General features: G+C 75.3%; 12 protein-coding genes. All 12 read left to right on the top strand.

Annotated elements, in window-relative coordinates; all coding sequences use genetic code 11:
- The first annotated feature begins 215 nt into the window (after positions 1–215).
- Positions 216–2,804 (top strand): SpoIIE family protein phosphatase, encoded by a 2,589-nt coding sequence (locus tag ACWEJX_RS16355; protein WP_451608108.1) that lies wholly within the window; start codon positions 216–218, stop codon positions 2,802–2,804.
- 193 nt (positions 2,805–2,997) lie between these two features.
- Positions 2,998–5,967 carry a helix-turn-helix transcriptional regulator gene (locus ACWEJX_RS16360; RefSeq protein ID WP_451608109.1) on the top strand — a complete coding sequence of 990 codons (2,970 nt, stop codon included), beginning with the start codon at positions 2,998–3,000 and terminating at the stop codon, positions 5,965–5,967.
- A gap of 340 nt (positions 5,968–6,307) precedes the next feature.
- A complete protein-coding gene (gene lanL, locus ACWEJX_RS16365; RefSeq protein ID WP_451608110.1) occupies positions 6,308–9,178 on the top strand; it encodes a class IV lanthionine synthetase LanL in 2,871 nt (956 codons plus the stop codon).
- Positions 9,175–11,019 carry a prolyl oligopeptidase family serine peptidase gene (locus ACWEJX_RS16370; protein ID WP_451608111.1) on the top strand — a complete coding sequence of 615 codons (1,845 nt, stop codon included), beginning with the start codon at positions 9,175–9,177 and terminating at the stop codon, positions 11,017–11,019. Before lanL ends, ACWEJX_RS16370 begins: the two co-directional genes overlap by 4 nt.
- Positions 11,019–11,132, top strand: coding sequence for an ALQxL family class IV lanthipeptide (locus ACWEJX_RS16375; RefSeq protein ID WP_451608112.1), 114 nt, complete (start codon positions 11,019–11,021; stop codon positions 11,130–11,132). Before ACWEJX_RS16370 ends, ACWEJX_RS16375 begins: the two co-directional genes overlap by 1 nt.
- A gap of 79 nt (positions 11,133–11,211) precedes the next feature.
- Complete coding sequence (locus tag ACWEJX_RS16380; protein ID WP_451608113.1) at positions 11,212–11,325, top strand: ALQxL family class IV lanthipeptide; 114 nt, start codon at positions 11,212–11,214, stop codon at positions 11,323–11,325.
- Positions 11,326–11,396: 71 nt separating this feature from the next.
- On the top strand, positions 11,397–11,516 hold the full coding sequence (locus ACWEJX_RS16385) for an ALQxL family class IV lanthipeptide (RefSeq protein ID WP_451608114.1): 120 nt from the start codon (positions 11,397–11,399) through the stop codon (positions 11,514–11,516).
- Between the two features lie 99 nt (positions 11,517–11,615).
- Positions 11,616–11,729 (top strand): ALQxL family class IV lanthipeptide, encoded by a 114-nt coding sequence (locus ACWEJX_RS16390; RefSeq protein ID WP_451608115.1) that lies wholly within the window; start codon positions 11,616–11,618, stop codon positions 11,727–11,729.
- Positions 11,730–11,832: 103 nt separating this feature from the next.
- On the top strand, positions 11,833–11,949 hold the full coding sequence (locus ACWEJX_RS16395; RefSeq protein WP_451608116.1) for an ALQxL family class IV lanthipeptide: 117 nt from the start codon (positions 11,833–11,835) through the stop codon (positions 11,947–11,949).
- Between the two features lie 145 nt (positions 11,950–12,094).
- Complete coding sequence (locus tag ACWEJX_RS16400; protein WP_451608117.1) at positions 12,095–12,211, top strand: ALQxL family class IV lanthipeptide; 117 nt, start codon at positions 12,095–12,097, stop codon at positions 12,209–12,211.
- Entirely contained in the window at positions 12,204–13,973 is a 1,770-nt protein-coding gene (locus ACWEJX_RS16405) for an ABC transporter ATP-binding protein (RefSeq protein WP_451608118.1), read from the top strand. Before ACWEJX_RS16400 ends, ACWEJX_RS16405 begins: the two co-directional genes overlap by 8 nt.
- The gene (locus ACWEJX_RS16410) at positions 13,952–15,943 is read left to right on the top strand and encodes an ATP-binding cassette domain-containing protein (protein WP_451608119.1); all 1,992 of its coding nucleotides are present in this window, start codon (positions 13,952–13,954) and stop codon (positions 15,941–15,943) included. The genes ACWEJX_RS16405 and ACWEJX_RS16410 overlap by 22 nt, the downstream gene beginning before the upstream one ends.
- Positions 15,944–15,964: the final 21 nt, after the last annotated feature.

Here is a 15,964-nt window from a genome sequence, read left to right on the forward strand (position 1 = left end):
CGACGGGGTGCGGACCGGCGTCCGCACCCCCTGAGTCGAGCGGAGACCCTGTGCGGCGGTCCCGACGCGCACCGTGAGCACCGGAGGACCTGGCCGCGTGAAGGTGCTACAACTGGGGTTGTGAGCGCGTCCTGTCCCTCGTGTCCGCCGTGCCGGTGCGGTCGAACCTAGGCAGAAGATTCGGAAGCGTCGCCGGGCAGGTCTTCGTCCTTCAGGTGGCGATCGTGGTGCTGCTCGCCGCCGGGGCCCTGGCGGCCCTGGTGCTGCAGTCGCGGCACGACGTCGACCGCGAGGCGCGCGACCGATCGGTCTCCGTGGCGCAGACCTTCGCGAAGTCCCTGGGTCTGCAGGAGGCGCTGAAGACGCCGAACCCCTCCTCGATCCTGCAGCCACTCGCCGAGGAGACCCGCAAGGCCGCCGGGGTGGACTTCATCGTGGTGATGGACACCCACGGCATCCGCTACAGCCACCCGCAGCCCGACCGCATCGGCAAGCGGTTCGTCGGCACGATCGGACCCTCGCTCGCCGGACAGGTGCACACCGAGAGCGTGCACGGGCCGCTCGGCAAGGAGATCCAGGCGATCGTGCCGGTCACCTCGCCCCACGGCGATGTCGTCGCCCTCGTCTCGGCGGGTCTGACGGTGAAGAGCGTGACCGGCATCGCCGACCGGCAGCTGCCGGTCGTCCTGCTGTCCATCGCCGGCGGTCTGGCGCTGGCCACCATTGGCACGGCGCTGATCAGCCGAAGACTCCGCCACCAGACCCACGGGCTGGGCACCGAGGAAATGACCCGGATGTACGAGCACCACGACGCGGTGCTGCACGCCGTCCGGGAAGGGGTGCTGATCACCGACGGCGAAGGACGGCTGCTGCTGGCGAACGACGAGGCCCGACGGCTGCTCGGCCTGCCGGACGACGCCGAGGGACGCTCGGTCGACGAGGTCGGCCTGGAGCGCCGGATGGCGGACCTGCTGCTCTCCGGCCGGGTGGCCACCGACGAGGTGCTGGAGGCCGGAGACCGGCTGCTCGTGGTCAATCAGCGGCCCACTCACCCCGGGGGCCGCCCGCGGGGCTCGGCGGTCACGATCCGCGACTCCACCGAGATGCAGCTCCTGAGCAGCCGGGCCGAGACGGCCCGCAGGCGGCTCAAGCTCCTCTACGACGCCGGTGGCGACATCGGGACCACGCTGGACGTCGTGCGCACCGCGGAGGAACTGGCACACGTCGCCGTTCCCCAGTTCGCGGACTTCGTCACGGTCGACCTGGCGGAGGCGGTGCTGAACGGCGACGAGCCCGGCCCGGGCGCCGACATGCGGCGCACGGCGGTCGACGGCATCCGCTCCGATCACCCGCTGTATCCGCTCGGCACCCTCATCGACTTCCTGCCGTCCACGCCACAGGCCCGCGGATACGGCACGGGCGCGGCCGAACTCGTACCCGACCTCGACAACGCGCCGGGCTGGCACGCCCAGGATCCGCAGCGGACGTCGGCGATCGTCGACTACGGGATCCACTCGCTCATCGCGGCTCCGCTCAGAGCCAGGGGCGTCGTGCTCGGGGTGGTCAACTTCTGGCGGTCGCAGAAGCCGGAACCCTTCGACGAGGACGACCTGTCCCTCGCCGAGGAGCTCGTCGGCCGCGCCGCGGTCACCATGGACAACGCCCGCCGCTACACCCGCGAACACAACCTCGCCGTGACGCTCCAGCGCAGTCTGCTGCCGCAGGACCTGCCCGAGCAGAGCGCCGTGGACGTCGCGCACTTCTACCAGCCCGCGCAGTCCGGAGTGGGCGGAGACTGGTTCGACGTGATCCCGCTGCCGGGCAGCCGCGTCGGGCTCGTCGTCGGAGACGTCGTCGGGCACGGCCTGCACGCCGCGGTCACCATGGGGCGGCTGCGGACCGCGGTGCACAACTTCTCCTCCCTCGACCTGCCGCCCGACGAACTCCTCGCCCGGCTCGACAACCTCGTCCAGGGCATGGACCGGGAAGGCGACGGCACCGCCCCCAACGGGGGCGTCCTCGGAGCGACCTGCCTGTACGCCGTCTACGACCCGGTCTCCCAGAACTGCACGATGGCACGGGCCGGACACATGCCACCGCTCGTGGTCGCCCCGGACGGCACGACGACGATCTCGGAACTGCCGGCGGGCCCTCCGCTGGGTCTCGGCGGCATGCCCTTCGAGACGGCGGAGCTGCACCTGGCGGAGGGCAGTCAGCTGGTCCTGTACACCGACGGGCTGGTCGAGGAGCGGAGCCGGGACATCACCGAGGGCGTGGAAGAGCTGCGCGCGGCGCTGAGCCACCCCGACCGGGACCCGCACGCCAGCCGCCGCGCCGTACTCGACGCCCTGCTCCCCGGTCAGCCGTCCGACGACATCGCGCTGCTCATCGCCCGGACCCGCACCCTGGGGCCCGGGGAGGTCGCCCAGTGGGACGTGCCGTTCGACCCGAGCGAGGTCGGCGCCGTGCGCAGCCGCGCGGCCGAGCAGCTCCAGGAGTGGGGCCTGGAGGAACTCGCCTTCAGCACCGAACTGATCCTCAGCGAGCTCGTCACCAACGCCATACGGTACGGCGCGGCGCCGGTCCGCGTGCGTCTCCTGCGCGATCGCACCCTGACCTGCGAGGTGTGGGACAGCAGCGGTACCGCCCCGCACCTGCGCTACGCGGCCGGCACCGACGAGGGAGGCCGCGGACTGTTCCTCGTGGCGCAGATCAGCGAGCACTGGGGCACTCGTTACACGGCCGAAGGCAAGGTCATCTGGGCCGAACAGGCCCTGCCCGCCGGCGACCGGCCGCTCTCCTAGCTCGCGGCCCCGGCCATCCGCAGCCGATCGGCCTCTCGACAGGAAGGGCGACCGGAAGCGATGATCGGCCTCAGTTCGGGGGATCTTACGGGCGAGACGTGAAGGTCTGGTGGCGATCGTCCTGGACGGGCGGTCGGCACCGTGCCCGCTGGCATCAGGGGAGATGTTGGTGTTTCGAACGGTGACGGATGCGGTGACGACGGCGGACACGACCAGTGCGCCGTCGGTACCGCTGGTCGGGCGGGACGGTGAACTCGACCAGCTCGTGCGGCTGTTGACCGACGGCCGTAGAACGAGCAGGGTCGCGGTGGTCGAGGGGACGGCCGGCGTCGGCAAGACCCGGCTGCTCGCGGCCGTGGGCGAGCGGGCGGCGTCGGCGGGGCGCGTGGTGCTGCGGGCGGCGGCCACGCCGGCCGACGCCGACGTACCCTACGGGCTGCTGATGCACGCCCTGTACCGCACCTCGGCGCTGGACCTGCTGGAGGAGTTCGGCGAGCAGCCGGTCGCGGTGGCGTCACAGCGCCACCGCAGGCACCGCAGGCTGCGGGAGGCCCTGTTGGAGAACGCCGGTCCCACCCCGGTGGTCCTGGTCCTCGACGACCTCCAGTGGGCCGACGAGGAGTCCCTGCGGCTGCTCGAACACCTGTTACGCGGGCCGGCCGACCAGCGGCTCGGCTTCGTGCTCGCGCACCGCTCCGGAGGTTGTCCGCCGTGGCTGGCGCGGGCCCTCGGGGACGCCGTGGCGCTGCGGATCGCGCTCGGCCCGCTCGCCCCGGCCGACGCCGGCCTGCTGCTGCCCGGGGCCCCGCCAGCCCGCGAGCGCCGGCTCGTCGCGGCGGGCCGCGGCAACCCCCGCCAGCTGCGCGCCCTGCACTCCCTGACGGCCGGGCTCCCGGCCGACCTGGCCGACGAGCTGGCGGCCGAACTGGCCGCGGGCGACCCCCGGCCGGCCGGCCTCCTCGACGGCTGGCACCCGGACCCCGACCTGCTCGGCGAGTTCGGCGGCCTGTCGGCCCTCGCCCGTGCGGTGCTGCAGGCCGCCGCCGTGGCCGGGGCGGAGTTCGACCCGGCGCTCGTCGCGGAGGTGGCCGGCCTGCCGGAGCGCGAGGTCGGCACCGCCCTGGACGAACTGGCGGACCACGGCTGCGTGGTCGGCAGCGCCGGGTGGTACCGGTTCGGCAGACCGCTTCTCGGATCGGTCGGCTACCGCGTCGCGGCCCCGGCCTGGCGGGTCGAGGCGCACCGGCGGGCCGCCGCCCACCTCGACCGGCGCGGCGCCGCCCCCGGTGCCTGGGCCGCGCACGTCGAACACCTGGCCCACACGGCGTCCGGGGACGAGCTGGCCCGGCTGATCGACATCGCCCGGGCGGAGCTGCACGACGCGCCCGAGACCAGCATCCGGCGCCTGCGCATCGTCCTGCGGGTGCTCGGCGACCGGGGCGACAGCGATCAACTGCGGCGGGCCGCCGTGCTGTTGGGGCGGGCGCTCACGGTCACCGGCCGGCTCGACGAAGCCGCCGGGGTGCTGCGTCCGCTGCTCACCGCTTCGGCGGGGGGCTCGACGGCCGCGGCGGATCTCCTCGCCCTGGGCGAGCGGCTGCGCGGCCGGGGCGAGCGCGCCTACCGGCTGCTGCGCGAGACCGGAGCCGCCAAGGACGCACCGGCCGGCTCGGGACCGTTCACGCGCCGGCAGTGCGGTACGGCAGGCCCGGCAGCCCTTGCAGAGAAGGCGGCGGCCGGCCGGCCGGGCGCGCCGGTGGAGGCCGAAATCAGCCTGGCCAGACGGGAGATGATGCTCGGCGGATGGGAGCGATGTCTGGGCCGACTCGCCACCCTCGACATCCCGTCGGACCGCCCCGAGCTCGCCGCGGCCGCCGACACCCTCAAAAGCCTCTGTCTGATCATCCGGGGGGACGTCACGGGCGCCGTCGACGCACTCGACTCGGCGGAGCGCCTGGCCGACTGCCTCACGGGCAGCGAGCGGCTGCGGCTCCTCGGCGGACTGCCCGACCTGTGCTGGGCGGAGATCCTGCTGGAGCGTCCGAACCGCTGCGCGCGCCGGGTCGAGGAGGCCATCGCGCTCGCCGAGACCCACCGGCACCGCTACATGCTCCCGGAACTGCACTCCGTTCGCGCGGCGCTGCTGGTCCAGTCCGGTCCCATGGAGGAGGCGCTGGCGGCCGCGGACGCGGCGCTCGAACTGGGCCGGGCACTCGGCACCACGGAGATGCTGCCGCCGGCGGCGGCCCTGCGGCTGCGGGCCGTCATGTGGGGAGCCGGCCCCGAGGCCGCCGCGCCGGCCCTGGCCCTCCTGGAGGGCTACCCGGAGCCGGAGACCTGGATGTGGGCGGGCTTCGTCCGGCACGTCCGGATCGAGGCCGCGCTGGCCCTCGGCACTCTGATCCCGCCGACGGAGGCGGTCCGGCTCCTCGGCTCTCCGAACGGAGAGCGCACCGATCCGATGTCCGTGAACGGCCACGCCCTCGCGGCCGAGTTCTGGGCCCGTGAAGGGGACGTCGAGGCGGTCGCCGGGCACGTCGCGCAGGCGACCCGTATCCCGGTCCCCGGTCTGGCGATCACCGCCGCCGTGGCGCAGCTCGCCGAGGCCAGGCTCGCGGCCGTGCGCGCCGAGCACGAGTGGGCGGCGGATCTCGCGAGCCGGGCCGGCGAACGGCTGGCGGCGGCCGGGATGCCGGTCAAGGCCGGTCAGGCGTACCTCGTGGCGGCCCGTTCCGCGGGCACCCTGGGGCACGCGGAGGGCTTCGCCCGGGCGGTCGACGCCGCGGAGGGCCAGTTCGAACGGGCCGGCGCGCACGGCCTGCGCAGGACGGCGGCGCAGCTGCGTGACGCGTACGCGCTCTCGCCCTCCCCGTCCGGGGGCCGCCCGCACGAGCACCGGCCGTTCCGGTCGGGGCGTGCGGAGGACGAACGCCCACAGGACCACGGGCCGTCCGCGCCGAGAGCCGGCGGACCGGCGGACTCCGTCCTGTCCGCCCGGGAACGCGAGATCGCGGGCCTGGTCCTCGAAGGGCTCACCAACCAGGACATCGCCGCCCGGCTGTTCGTCAGCGTCCGCACCGTGGAAACGCATCTGACGCGCGTCTACAACAAGTTGGGCATCGCCCGGCGCGGGGCGCTCGCCAAGGCCCTGGACTCCGTCTGACCCGAAGCGGTCCCGGCAGAGTCCCGACAGCGGCCCGACAGCGGCCCGACAGCGGCTCCATACGGCCCCATCAGCGGCCCCATGCGGCTCCATCAGCGGCCCCGGCGCCTTCCCGCAGCACCACGGGAAGGCGCCGGGGCCGACGCGTTTCCCGGACTCCCGTACGTACCCCGGCACGTACTCCCGTACGTACGTGTCGTGGTTTCCCGCAGCCCCGCCGAGGGCCGCCCAATACGGGTTGGGCCTGCGGGAATCCACGATCTGCGATGCGCACCCGCCGCATTAGCTTCCTTCCCGTGCCCGGCGGACACCGGGGCGGCACGAGGACGGGAGGCAGCAGGTGCAGCAGGTCGGAGGGTCGAGCGAGCGGAGCGCCACGGCCGGATCGGCGGGCGGCTTCCGTCTGCGGGGCCTGGCGCAGGCGGTCCTCGCCGAGCACGACGCACACGACTGGACCGTCACCGAGGACGACGTCTGGTGCCGGGTGATGCCGCCCGGGCGCAAGGAGCGGATCCAGGGCTGGAAACTGCACCTGTCCGCGACCCGGCTCTCGGCTCCCGAGGTGGTGCACCGCGCGGCGACCGTCCTGGTCGCGGCCGGCTGCGGCTTCAAGTTCGCCAAGAGCATCGCGGTGGTCGAGGAGATGACCTCGGACCGCTACGACCGCGCCCAGTGCGGCAAGATCGTCACCTGCTACCCGGCGGACGACGAGCAGCTGCGCACGCTGGCCGCCGCCCTGGACGAGGCCACCGCCGGACTGCCCGGCCCGGCCATCCTCTCCGACCGGCGGCTGCGCCCGGGCAGCCTGGTGCACTACCGCTACGGCGTGTACGGCGGGGTGCCGGTGCTGACCAACGACGGCAGCCACCAGCTGCGGGTCCAGGCGCCGGACGGCACCACCATGGAGGACCTGCGCAAGCCGTGGTTCTCCCCGCCGGCCTGGGCCGTGTCGCCCTTCCCGGCGGAGCCGGGGAATTCCACGACTCCGGCACCGGCCACGCCCCGGACTCCGGCACCGGCCGCGCCCAGGACTCCGGGGCCGGTCCTGCTCGTCGACCGGTACGAGATCCGCGAGGCGATCCGGCACTCGGCCCGGGGCGGCATCTACCGGGCGCTCGACCACCGGACCGGCGCGGAGGTGGTGGTCAAGCAGGCCCGGGCGCACGTCGGCACCCGGGTGACGGGCGAGGACGCCCGGGACGTGCTGCGCCGCGAGTCCGCCGCGCTCACGGAGCTCGACGGGATCGCCGCAGGGCACGTCGAGCTGTTCGACCTCGACGGCCACACCTTCCTCGTCCAGGAGTCCCTGCCCGGGAGCACCCTCACCCAGTGGGTGCAGGACGAGCTGGACCGCACCGACCGGCTGGCGGGCCTGGAGCCGGCGCGGGTGGTGGAGACGGCCCGCCGGCTCGCCGCGCTGCTGGCGCAGGTGCACGCCAGGGGGATGGTCTACCGGGACTTCACCCCGAACAACGTCATGGTGGGCCCGGACGGCGGACTGCGGTTGATCGACCCGGAGCTCGCGGTCCGCCCCGGGCAGTGGACCACCCGCGGATTCACCGAGGGGTTCGCCGGTCCCGAGCTGGCCCGCGGGCCGCGGTTCGGCCCGGCGCCCGGCCTCCAGTCGGACCTGTACGCGCTCGGCGCGGTCCTCTTCTACCTGGCCGTCGGCACCGCCCCCGCCTTCCCGGAAGACCGCCCCGCGTCACCGTCCCGGCGGCCGCAGCTCGCCGGCCTGCTCGCCATGAGCGGGGTGCGCAACCGGGCCGCCCGGCTGCTGGCGCCCGCCGTGCTCGGACTGACCTGCGACGCGCCGGAAGCACGCTGGACCCTCGCCCGGCTGGGCAAGTTCCTGGACGGGCTCGACGTCGACGGCCCGGCGAACGACCGGCCCCGGGGCGGCGGTTCGGGCGACGGCTCTCCGGACGGGCGGCTGCCCTCCGACCGGCTCGCCCCCCGGATGCAGCAGCTCCTCGTCGACGACGGACTGGCCCATCTGCTGGCCACCCTCCCGGACCCGGGCGACGACACCCCGCGGCTGTGGCCCAGTACGGGATTCGGCAGCACCAGCGACGCCTGCAACGTGCAGCACGGCGCCGCGGGCGTGCTCGGCCTGCTGACCCTCGCCGACATCCACGCCGGCCCCGCCGGCGACCGCGACGACCTGCGCGCCGCCATGGCGCGGGTGGCCGGCTGGCTCGACCGCCGCCGCACCGACGTGCCGCAGCCGCTGCCCGGGCTGTACTTCGGCCGCGCCGGCACCGCCTGGGCGCTGCACGACGCCGCGCGCCGCCTCGACGACCCCGAACTGGCCGCGCACGCGACCGAGTTGGCGCTGGCCCTGCCGGTGCGCTGGCCCAACCCGGACGTCTGCCACGGCACCGCCGGCAGCGCGCTCACCCAGCTCCATCTGTGGCACGCCACCGGACGGGAGGAGTTCCGCCGGCGGGCGGCCGAGGCCGCCGACGCCCTGCTGGCCGCCGCCGAGTACGACGGCGACCGGGTCTACTGGCCGGTCCCCAAGGACTTCGACTCGGCCCTCGCGGGCATCCGGCACCTCGGCTTCGCCCATGGCGTCGCCGGCGTCGGGTACACGCTGCTGGCCGCGGCCCGGGCCACCGGCGAGCGGACGTACCTCGATGCCGCCGTCGATGCCGGCAACACCCTTGTCGCCGAAGCCGAACGGGGTCCGTGGGGCGCCCGCTGGCGCACCGACCGCGACGACGCGCCCGGCAGCGGGATGCTGTACCACTGGTGCAGCGGCGCGTCCGGTGTCGGGACGTTCCTGGTCCGGCTCTGGCAGGACACCCAGGACCCCGCCCACCTGCTCGCCGCCGAGCAGGCCGCGATCGCGGTCCGCGGCATGCGGTGGAACTCGTCCACCGCCGCCTGCCACGGCCTGGCCGGCAACGGAGAGTTCCTGCTCGACCTCGCCGACGCGGTCGGCGGTCCGTACCGGGACTGGGCGCAGGAGCTGGCGGCGTCGCTGTACGCCCGGCACACCGTCCGGGACGGCCGCCTGCTCGTCGCCGACGAGAGCGGACGGGACGTCACCGCCGACTGGAACGTCGGTCTGAGCGGTGTCGTCGGCTTCCTGCTCCGGCTGCGGCACGGCGGACCGCGGCCCTGGATGGCCGACGGTCCGGCGGCCACGGCGACCCCCGCGTCCGCGCGGGGCGAGCAGGACGGCTGTACGGAGGTGCGGCCGTGAGCGCCCGTACCGCGGTCCTGCCGCCGGACGGACACCGGGCCGCGCCGACCGGCGCCGAGGTGACGACCCGTACCAGTTTCAAGTTCTCCGCGGACGGCCTGCGGGCCGCCTGCGTGGCGACCGACACCGACGGGCGCCACTTCGCCGAGGGCTGGCGTCTGGGCCCCACCGGTCCCCGCCTCGAACTGCGGACCGGCCTGCGCACCGATCCCACCTGGACCCAGCTCCTGCCCCTCGACGGCACGAGCGTGCTGTCCTCCTGGTACGGGGCGCGCGGCGCGCAGTCGCTCGCCCGGCTGACCGCCGACGGGCACCGGGACACCCTCTCCGTGCCCGGCGGGCGGCCGCTGCGGCTGCTTCCGGCACCCGAGGGGCCGGGACTCCTGGCCCTCGGCGTGAGCGGCGGCGCCGCACCCGACACGCTCGTCGTGGCGGTGCGGGAGGAGCGGCCCCGCTTCGAGGAGTTGGCCCGGGTCCCGGGCAAGCTGCTCGGCGGGATCGTGCTCGGCCACCGGGTGCTCTTCACCCGCCTGCTCGACGGGGTCTCACGGCCGCTCGTGCTGGACCTGCGCGACGGCGGCCTGCGCGACCTGACGGTGCTGAGCGATCCGGCCCATGTGCTGGCGGCGGCCGCCGGACAGGTGCTGCTCGCCCGGCTCACCCCCGAGGGCAACCGGCTCGCCCTGGCGGACCTGGACGGCGAAGCGCCCCCGCGCGCGGTCCACGGCGACACCGGTCTCCCCGGCGCCGTCCACCCGCTCGCGCTGGACCCGGACGGCGACCGGCTGGCCCTGCTCACCGCTTCCGGGGCCAGGTCGCACCTCACTCTCCTGGACCCGGTCTCCGGCCACGCCCGGCACGTCGACATGCCGCCGGGGGACCTGTTGCCGACGGCGGCGTGGACCAGGAACGGGCTGTGGCTGCCGCACTCCGACCCGGGCCGGCCGCGCGCCCTCGCCTGGGTGCCGCCCGCCGGCACCGCCCTCGAACTCCCCGAACCGGCCCGTCCCGGCCACCTTCCGGCCCGCCTGGAGACCTTCCCCGGGGCGGACGGTCCGGTGGAAGCCGTGGTGTACGGGCCCGACTGGCGCACCGCCCGACAGGTCGTGCTCGCCCTGCACGGCGGCCCCAACAGCCGCTGGACCCTCGCCTTCGACCCGTTCCTGCAGGCGCTGGCGGCGGCCGGCCCGGCCGTGGTCGCGCTCAACCAGCGCGGCAGCACGGGCTACGGCGCCGCCCACACGCTGGCCGTCAAGGGGGCGTGGGGCGGCCCGGACCTGGCCGACGTCACCGCCGTCGGACGCTTCCTGACCCGCGAACGCGGTACGGGACGCGGACGGCCGGCCCTGTACGGGGTCAGCTACGGAGCCTTCCTGGCCCTGATCGCGGCGGCGGCCGAACCCGGCGGCTGGGCGGCCTGCGCGGCCGTGGCGCCGTTCCTGTCCGGTCCGCGGCTGCACGCCGACGGCGGAGCGCAGATCCGCAGCATGGTCGAGCGTCTGGACGGGCTGACGGTCCTGCACGACCGGCTCGGGCCGCGGGACGCGGAGCGCCTGGCCCCCGCCCTGGAAGCGCCGCTGCTCCTCGTCCACGGCGCCCGTGACGACTCGACACCGGTCGCCCACTCGAGGGCGCTGGCCGCCCGGCTCGCGGCCCTCGGCCGCCGCCCCGGCACCGACTTCCACTACCTGGAGCTTCCCGACCGCGGTCACGCCGCGCTCGGGACGGGAACCGCCGATCCGGTCGTCGCATCGGTGGTGCGGTTCCTCACCGGAGAGGGCCACCCCGGCCCGCCCGGATCCGTACCGGCAGCACCCGTCCCGAGAGGAGGTGATCACTGATGGAGCTGGACCTCGACGCCCTGCAGCAGCTTCCCACCGAGGAGGAGCAGGCCGCCATCTGCGGCTGGACCTGCAGCGTGACCTGCCCCTACACCTCGGCCGACGCGTCCTGACGACCGTCGCCCGGCCCGCCGCGGTCCTCCGCCGGAGGACTGCCGCACCTCACCCCCCCCTGAAAGGAGGTGACCACCCATGGAGCTCGACCTCGACGCCCTGCAGCAGCTTCCCACCGAGGAGGAGCAGGCCGCCATCTGCGGCTGGACCTGCAGCATGACCTGCCCCTACACCTCGGCCGACGCGTCCTGACGACCGTCGCCCGACCCGACGCGGTCCTCCGCCGGAGCGCCGCCGCACCCCCTTACTGAAAGGTGATCACCATGCAGCTCGACCTCGACGCCCTGCAGCAGCTTCCCGCCGAAGAGGAGCAGGCCCTCATCTGCCAGTTCTCCTGCTCGGTCAGCTGCCCCGCCACCTGCCTCGCCACCGGCGGCGAGTAGGACCCCGGCGACTGCCGCGCCACCGGCGTGCGGCACTCGTACGAACCGACGGCCGGCGGGCCCGCCGGCCGTCGCCGTCCTCCAGAGAGGAACAGCGTCATGGAGCTCGACCTCGACATCCTGCAGCTGCTGCCCGCCGAAGAGGAGCAGACCATGGTCTGCGGCTACACCTGCCCCGGCACCTGCGACAGCACCTGCATCGTCACCGGCTAGATCCGTACGAAGCCCCGGACAGCAGACCGCTGACCGTCACCGCACTCACCGACCGGACAGCGAACCGCTGACGGTCACCACACTTACCGAGAGGAACACCGTCATGGAGCTCGACCTCGACACCCTGCAGCAGCTGCCCGCCGAAGAGGACCAGGCCACCGTCTGCGGCTACACCTGCCGCGTCACCTGCGACAGCACCTGCGTGGTCAGCGGCTCGTAGGCCCGGTGCGAAGGCCGGCGAGGGCGGACACCTCCCGCCCCGGCCGCGGGCCCGGCCGGCCTTCCCCACCGTCGCACCCGCCACCGGGCCGCCCCTCACACCGGGGCGGCCCGGTGGGCGTCAACTCCCCGAGAGGACAACCGACATGGAGATCGACCTCGACGCCCTGCAGATCCTGCCGGCGCCGGAGACGGCAGCCTACGCCTGCTGCTGCACCTGCTGCGTCACGTGTCCGGCGACCTGCGAAGCCAGCGGTGGCTGAGCACCACACCGGCGCTGCGGCCGCAGGCGCCGGGGTTCCCTCCCCGGCCCTGCGGCCCGTCCGCGCCGCCCTGGCCCCCGTACGCGCGCGCCTGGTCGGCCTGGCCGTCCTCATGGCGGTGCGGATCGCGGTCGGCGTCGCCGTGCCGGCACTCCTCGCCACCGCGGTCGGCGCCGTCCTCGACGGCACCGACGTCCGCGGCCCCGCCGCGCTCCTCGCGGCCGCGCTGGCCGTCGGCGGGCTCTGCGAGGCGGCCGCGGGACCACTGGCCTCCTCCGTGAACGCCACCGGAACCCACCGGCTGCGCATGCTGACGGTCCGCCATCTCCTGGCGCTGGGGCCCCGGTCCCGGCACGCCGTCGGCGAATCGGTCACCCAGGTCGTGCAGTCGGCGCCGATGGCCGCGGGCCTGCCCGCCCGGGCCGCCGAGAGCGCGATCTCGCTCCTGGGCTCGGTGGCGGCCCTGGCCGCCCTGTGGTGGACGAACTGGCAGGCCGGACTGGCCTTCACCCTGGCCATGCCGATGACGGTCCTGATCGCCCGGCGCTTCATGACGGAGGCGGGCCGGGCCCAGGAGAACTACCTCACGGCCCAGTCCCGGATCGCGGACGGGCTGATGGCCGCCCTCGTCGGCGCCCGCACCATCCGGGCCGCGGGCACCCTCGCCACGGAGACCGACCGCGTGCTCGAACCGCTGCCCGAGCTGTCCGCCGCCGGGCACGCGACGTGGCGCACCAACCGGGACATCGTGTGGCGCCTGGGACTGCTGCTGCCCGTCACCGAGGTGCTGGTCCTGGCGGTGGCCGGCCTGGCCGTCGCCCGCGGCGACCTCAGCCCCGCGGGCCTGCTGGCCGTCTCCGGCTACCTGGCCATGGCCTCCGGCCTGGTCGACCAGATCGACGCCCTGTTCGCCATCGCCCAGGCCCGGGCCGGCGCCCGCCGGCTCTCCGAGGTGTTCCGGCACGAACCGCCCGCCGGGGGTACGGGGCGCGCCACGCCCGCGGACGGCGCCGTGCGGCTGCGCGGCATCACCGTCCGCCACGCCGGCGAAGCCGTCCTCGACCGGCTCGACCTGGACCTGCCCGCCGGCTCCTCCGTCGCCCTGGTCGGACGTACCGGCGCCGGCAAGAGCCTGCTCGCCGGCCTGCTCGGACGGCTCACCGACCCCGACGAGGGCGAGGTCGCGATCGGCGGGGTCCCGGTGCGCGACCTGCCCCTCGACCGGCTGCGCGGCCTCGTGGTGCACGCCTTCGAACGGCCCGAGCTGTACGGACGCACGGTCCACGAGGTGATCTCCGCCGGCCGGCCGGGGGCAGGCCGCGAGGACGTGGTCCGGGCCGCCCGGGCCGCGCGGGCCGACCGGTTCGTCCGACGGCTCCCGGCCGGCTACGACACCCCGCTCGACGAGACCCCGCTGTCCGGCGGCGAACGCCAACGCCTCGGCCTCGCACGGGCGTTGCTGCGCCCGGGCCTGGTGCACGTCCTGGACGACGCGACCTCGGGCCTGGACACGGCGACCGAGGCCGAGGTCAGCCGCTCCGTCACCGACCTGCTGGCCGGACGCACCAGGCTCGTGGTGGCCCACCGCGCCGCCACCGCCGCCCGCTGCGACTTCGTCGCATGGCTGGACGGCGGCCGGATCCGCGCCTTCGGCCCGCACGACCTGCTCTGGGCGGACCCCGGCTACCGGGCGGTCTTCGGCCCGGATCCCATGACGAAGGAGACCAAGGAGGAGGAGCGGTGCCGCGTCGAACACCGATGAGGATCGGCTTCGGACTCAGCGCCCCCGCGGCGCGGCTGCTCACCGAAGGGCTGCGCGGCAGCGGGCGGCCGCTGCGGCGCATCGCCGCGTGGTCGGTCCTGGAGGCCGCCCCCGCCCTGGCGTCGGGCTGGGTCACCGCGGCCGCGCTCGACGACGGGTTCCTGGCCGGCCGGCCGGGCGTCGGCCTGGCCTGGATCGCCGTGCTGGCCGGGGTGTTCTTCGCCCGGGCCGCCGCCGAACGCGCCCTGTTCACGCCCCTCGCCGAGGTGGTCGAGGGCCTGCGGGACGCGTTGGTGCGCCGGGTGGTGCGCGGTGTGCTGGAACGGGCCACCGCCGGCGGGCGCGGCGGCGGATCCGCGGCCGTCGCCCAGCTGAACGGCCAGGTGGAGACGGTCCGCAACCTGACCGGGACACTGCTGCGCACCGCCCGGCCGTTGAGCATGTCGCTGCTCGCCGCCGTCATCGGACTGGCCGCGCTCGACCCGCTGCTCGCCGGACTGGTGCTGGCGCCGCTGGTTCCGTCGCTGGCCGTGTTCTTCTGGTCGATGCGCCGCCTGACGGCGCGCCGGCGGCTGCTCGTCCTCGCCGAGGAGCAGGTCGCGGGGCGGGTCGGGGCGGCGCTGGGCGCGGCCCGCGACATCACGGCGCTGGCGGCCGAGCCGCACGCCGCTTCGGTCGTGGAGCAGGCGGTGACCGGGGCGGCCAGGGCGCAGGTCGCCGTCGGCCTGGCGGCCGCGATGCGCGTCCCGGTGGTCCTGCTCGGCGGCCAACTGCCCTTGCTGCTCCTGCTGCTGGCCGGCCCGAACCTGGTGGCGCAGGGGTCGGTCAGCCCCGGCGCCGTGGTCGGCGCGGCCACCTATGTGGCGGCCCACCTCCTGCCGGCCCTGCAGATGCTGGCCGGTGCGGTGTCCGGGTACTGGAGCCAGCTGGGCGTGGTCCTCCACCGGCTGGCGGAGGCGGCGATGGTGCCGGAGCCTCGGCGGTCGGAGCGGTCGGAGCGGTCGGAGGAGACCCGGACGTCCGAGCAGTCCCCGCCGTCCCAGCAGTCCCAGCGGTCCCGTTCGTCCCATCAGCCCCAGCCGTCGAAGCAGCCCCAGCAGTCCCCGCCGTCCCAGCTGCCGGAGGAGTCCAGGTCGTCGTCGGGGCAGCTCCAGTCGTCCGGTTCTCCGGCGCGTGTGCCGTCGCGCCGCCCGCGCGGGGAGGCCCCGGACCTCTCGGTGCGAGATCTCGACTTCGCGTACGGCCCGCACGCCGAGCCCGTGCTGCGCCGGCTCAGCCTGGACGTCCCGTTCGGCGACCACCTCGCCGTCGTCGGCGCGAGCGGCATCGGCAAGTCGACCCTCGCCGCGCTGCTCACCGGGCTCGTCCCCCCGACCGCCGGCACGGTGAGCGTCGACGGCCACCCGGTGACGGACCTCGATGAGGCAGTGCGCTGCCGGCTGTTCGCGCTCGTCCCGCAGGAGGCGTACGTCTTCCCGGGCACGGTCGCCGCCAACCTGGCCTATCTGGCTCCCGACGCCGACCGGGCCCGCCTGGAGCACTCCGCCGCGGCGGTCGGGCTCGCCGAGGTGATCGACCGGCTCGGGGGGCTCGATGCCCGGCTCCACTCCCCCGCCAGGGAACTGTCCAGTGGTGAGCGGCAGTTGTTCGCCCTGGCGCGGGTCCACGCCTGCGCGGCCCCGGTGGTGGTCCTCGACGAGGCCACCTGCCATCTGGACCCGGTCGCCGAGGAACGCGCGGAGGCCGCACTCGCCGAGCGCCCCGGCACCCTCGTCGTCATCGCCCACCGGCTCGCCTCGGCCACCCGGGCCCGCCGGGTCCTGCTCCTGGACGGCGACCGGACGGTCTTGGGCACCCACGCCGAACTCCTCGTACGCAGCCCGCACTACGCGGAGCTGGTCGGTCACTGGTCGGGCTCGACGACAGCAGGCCCCCACGCGCGCGAGCCGGAGGCGGCAGGCCGCGGGTGAGCCGGGCCGGCGCCGCCACCG

This window comes from Streptomyces sp. NPDC004788 (assembly GCF_053601115.1).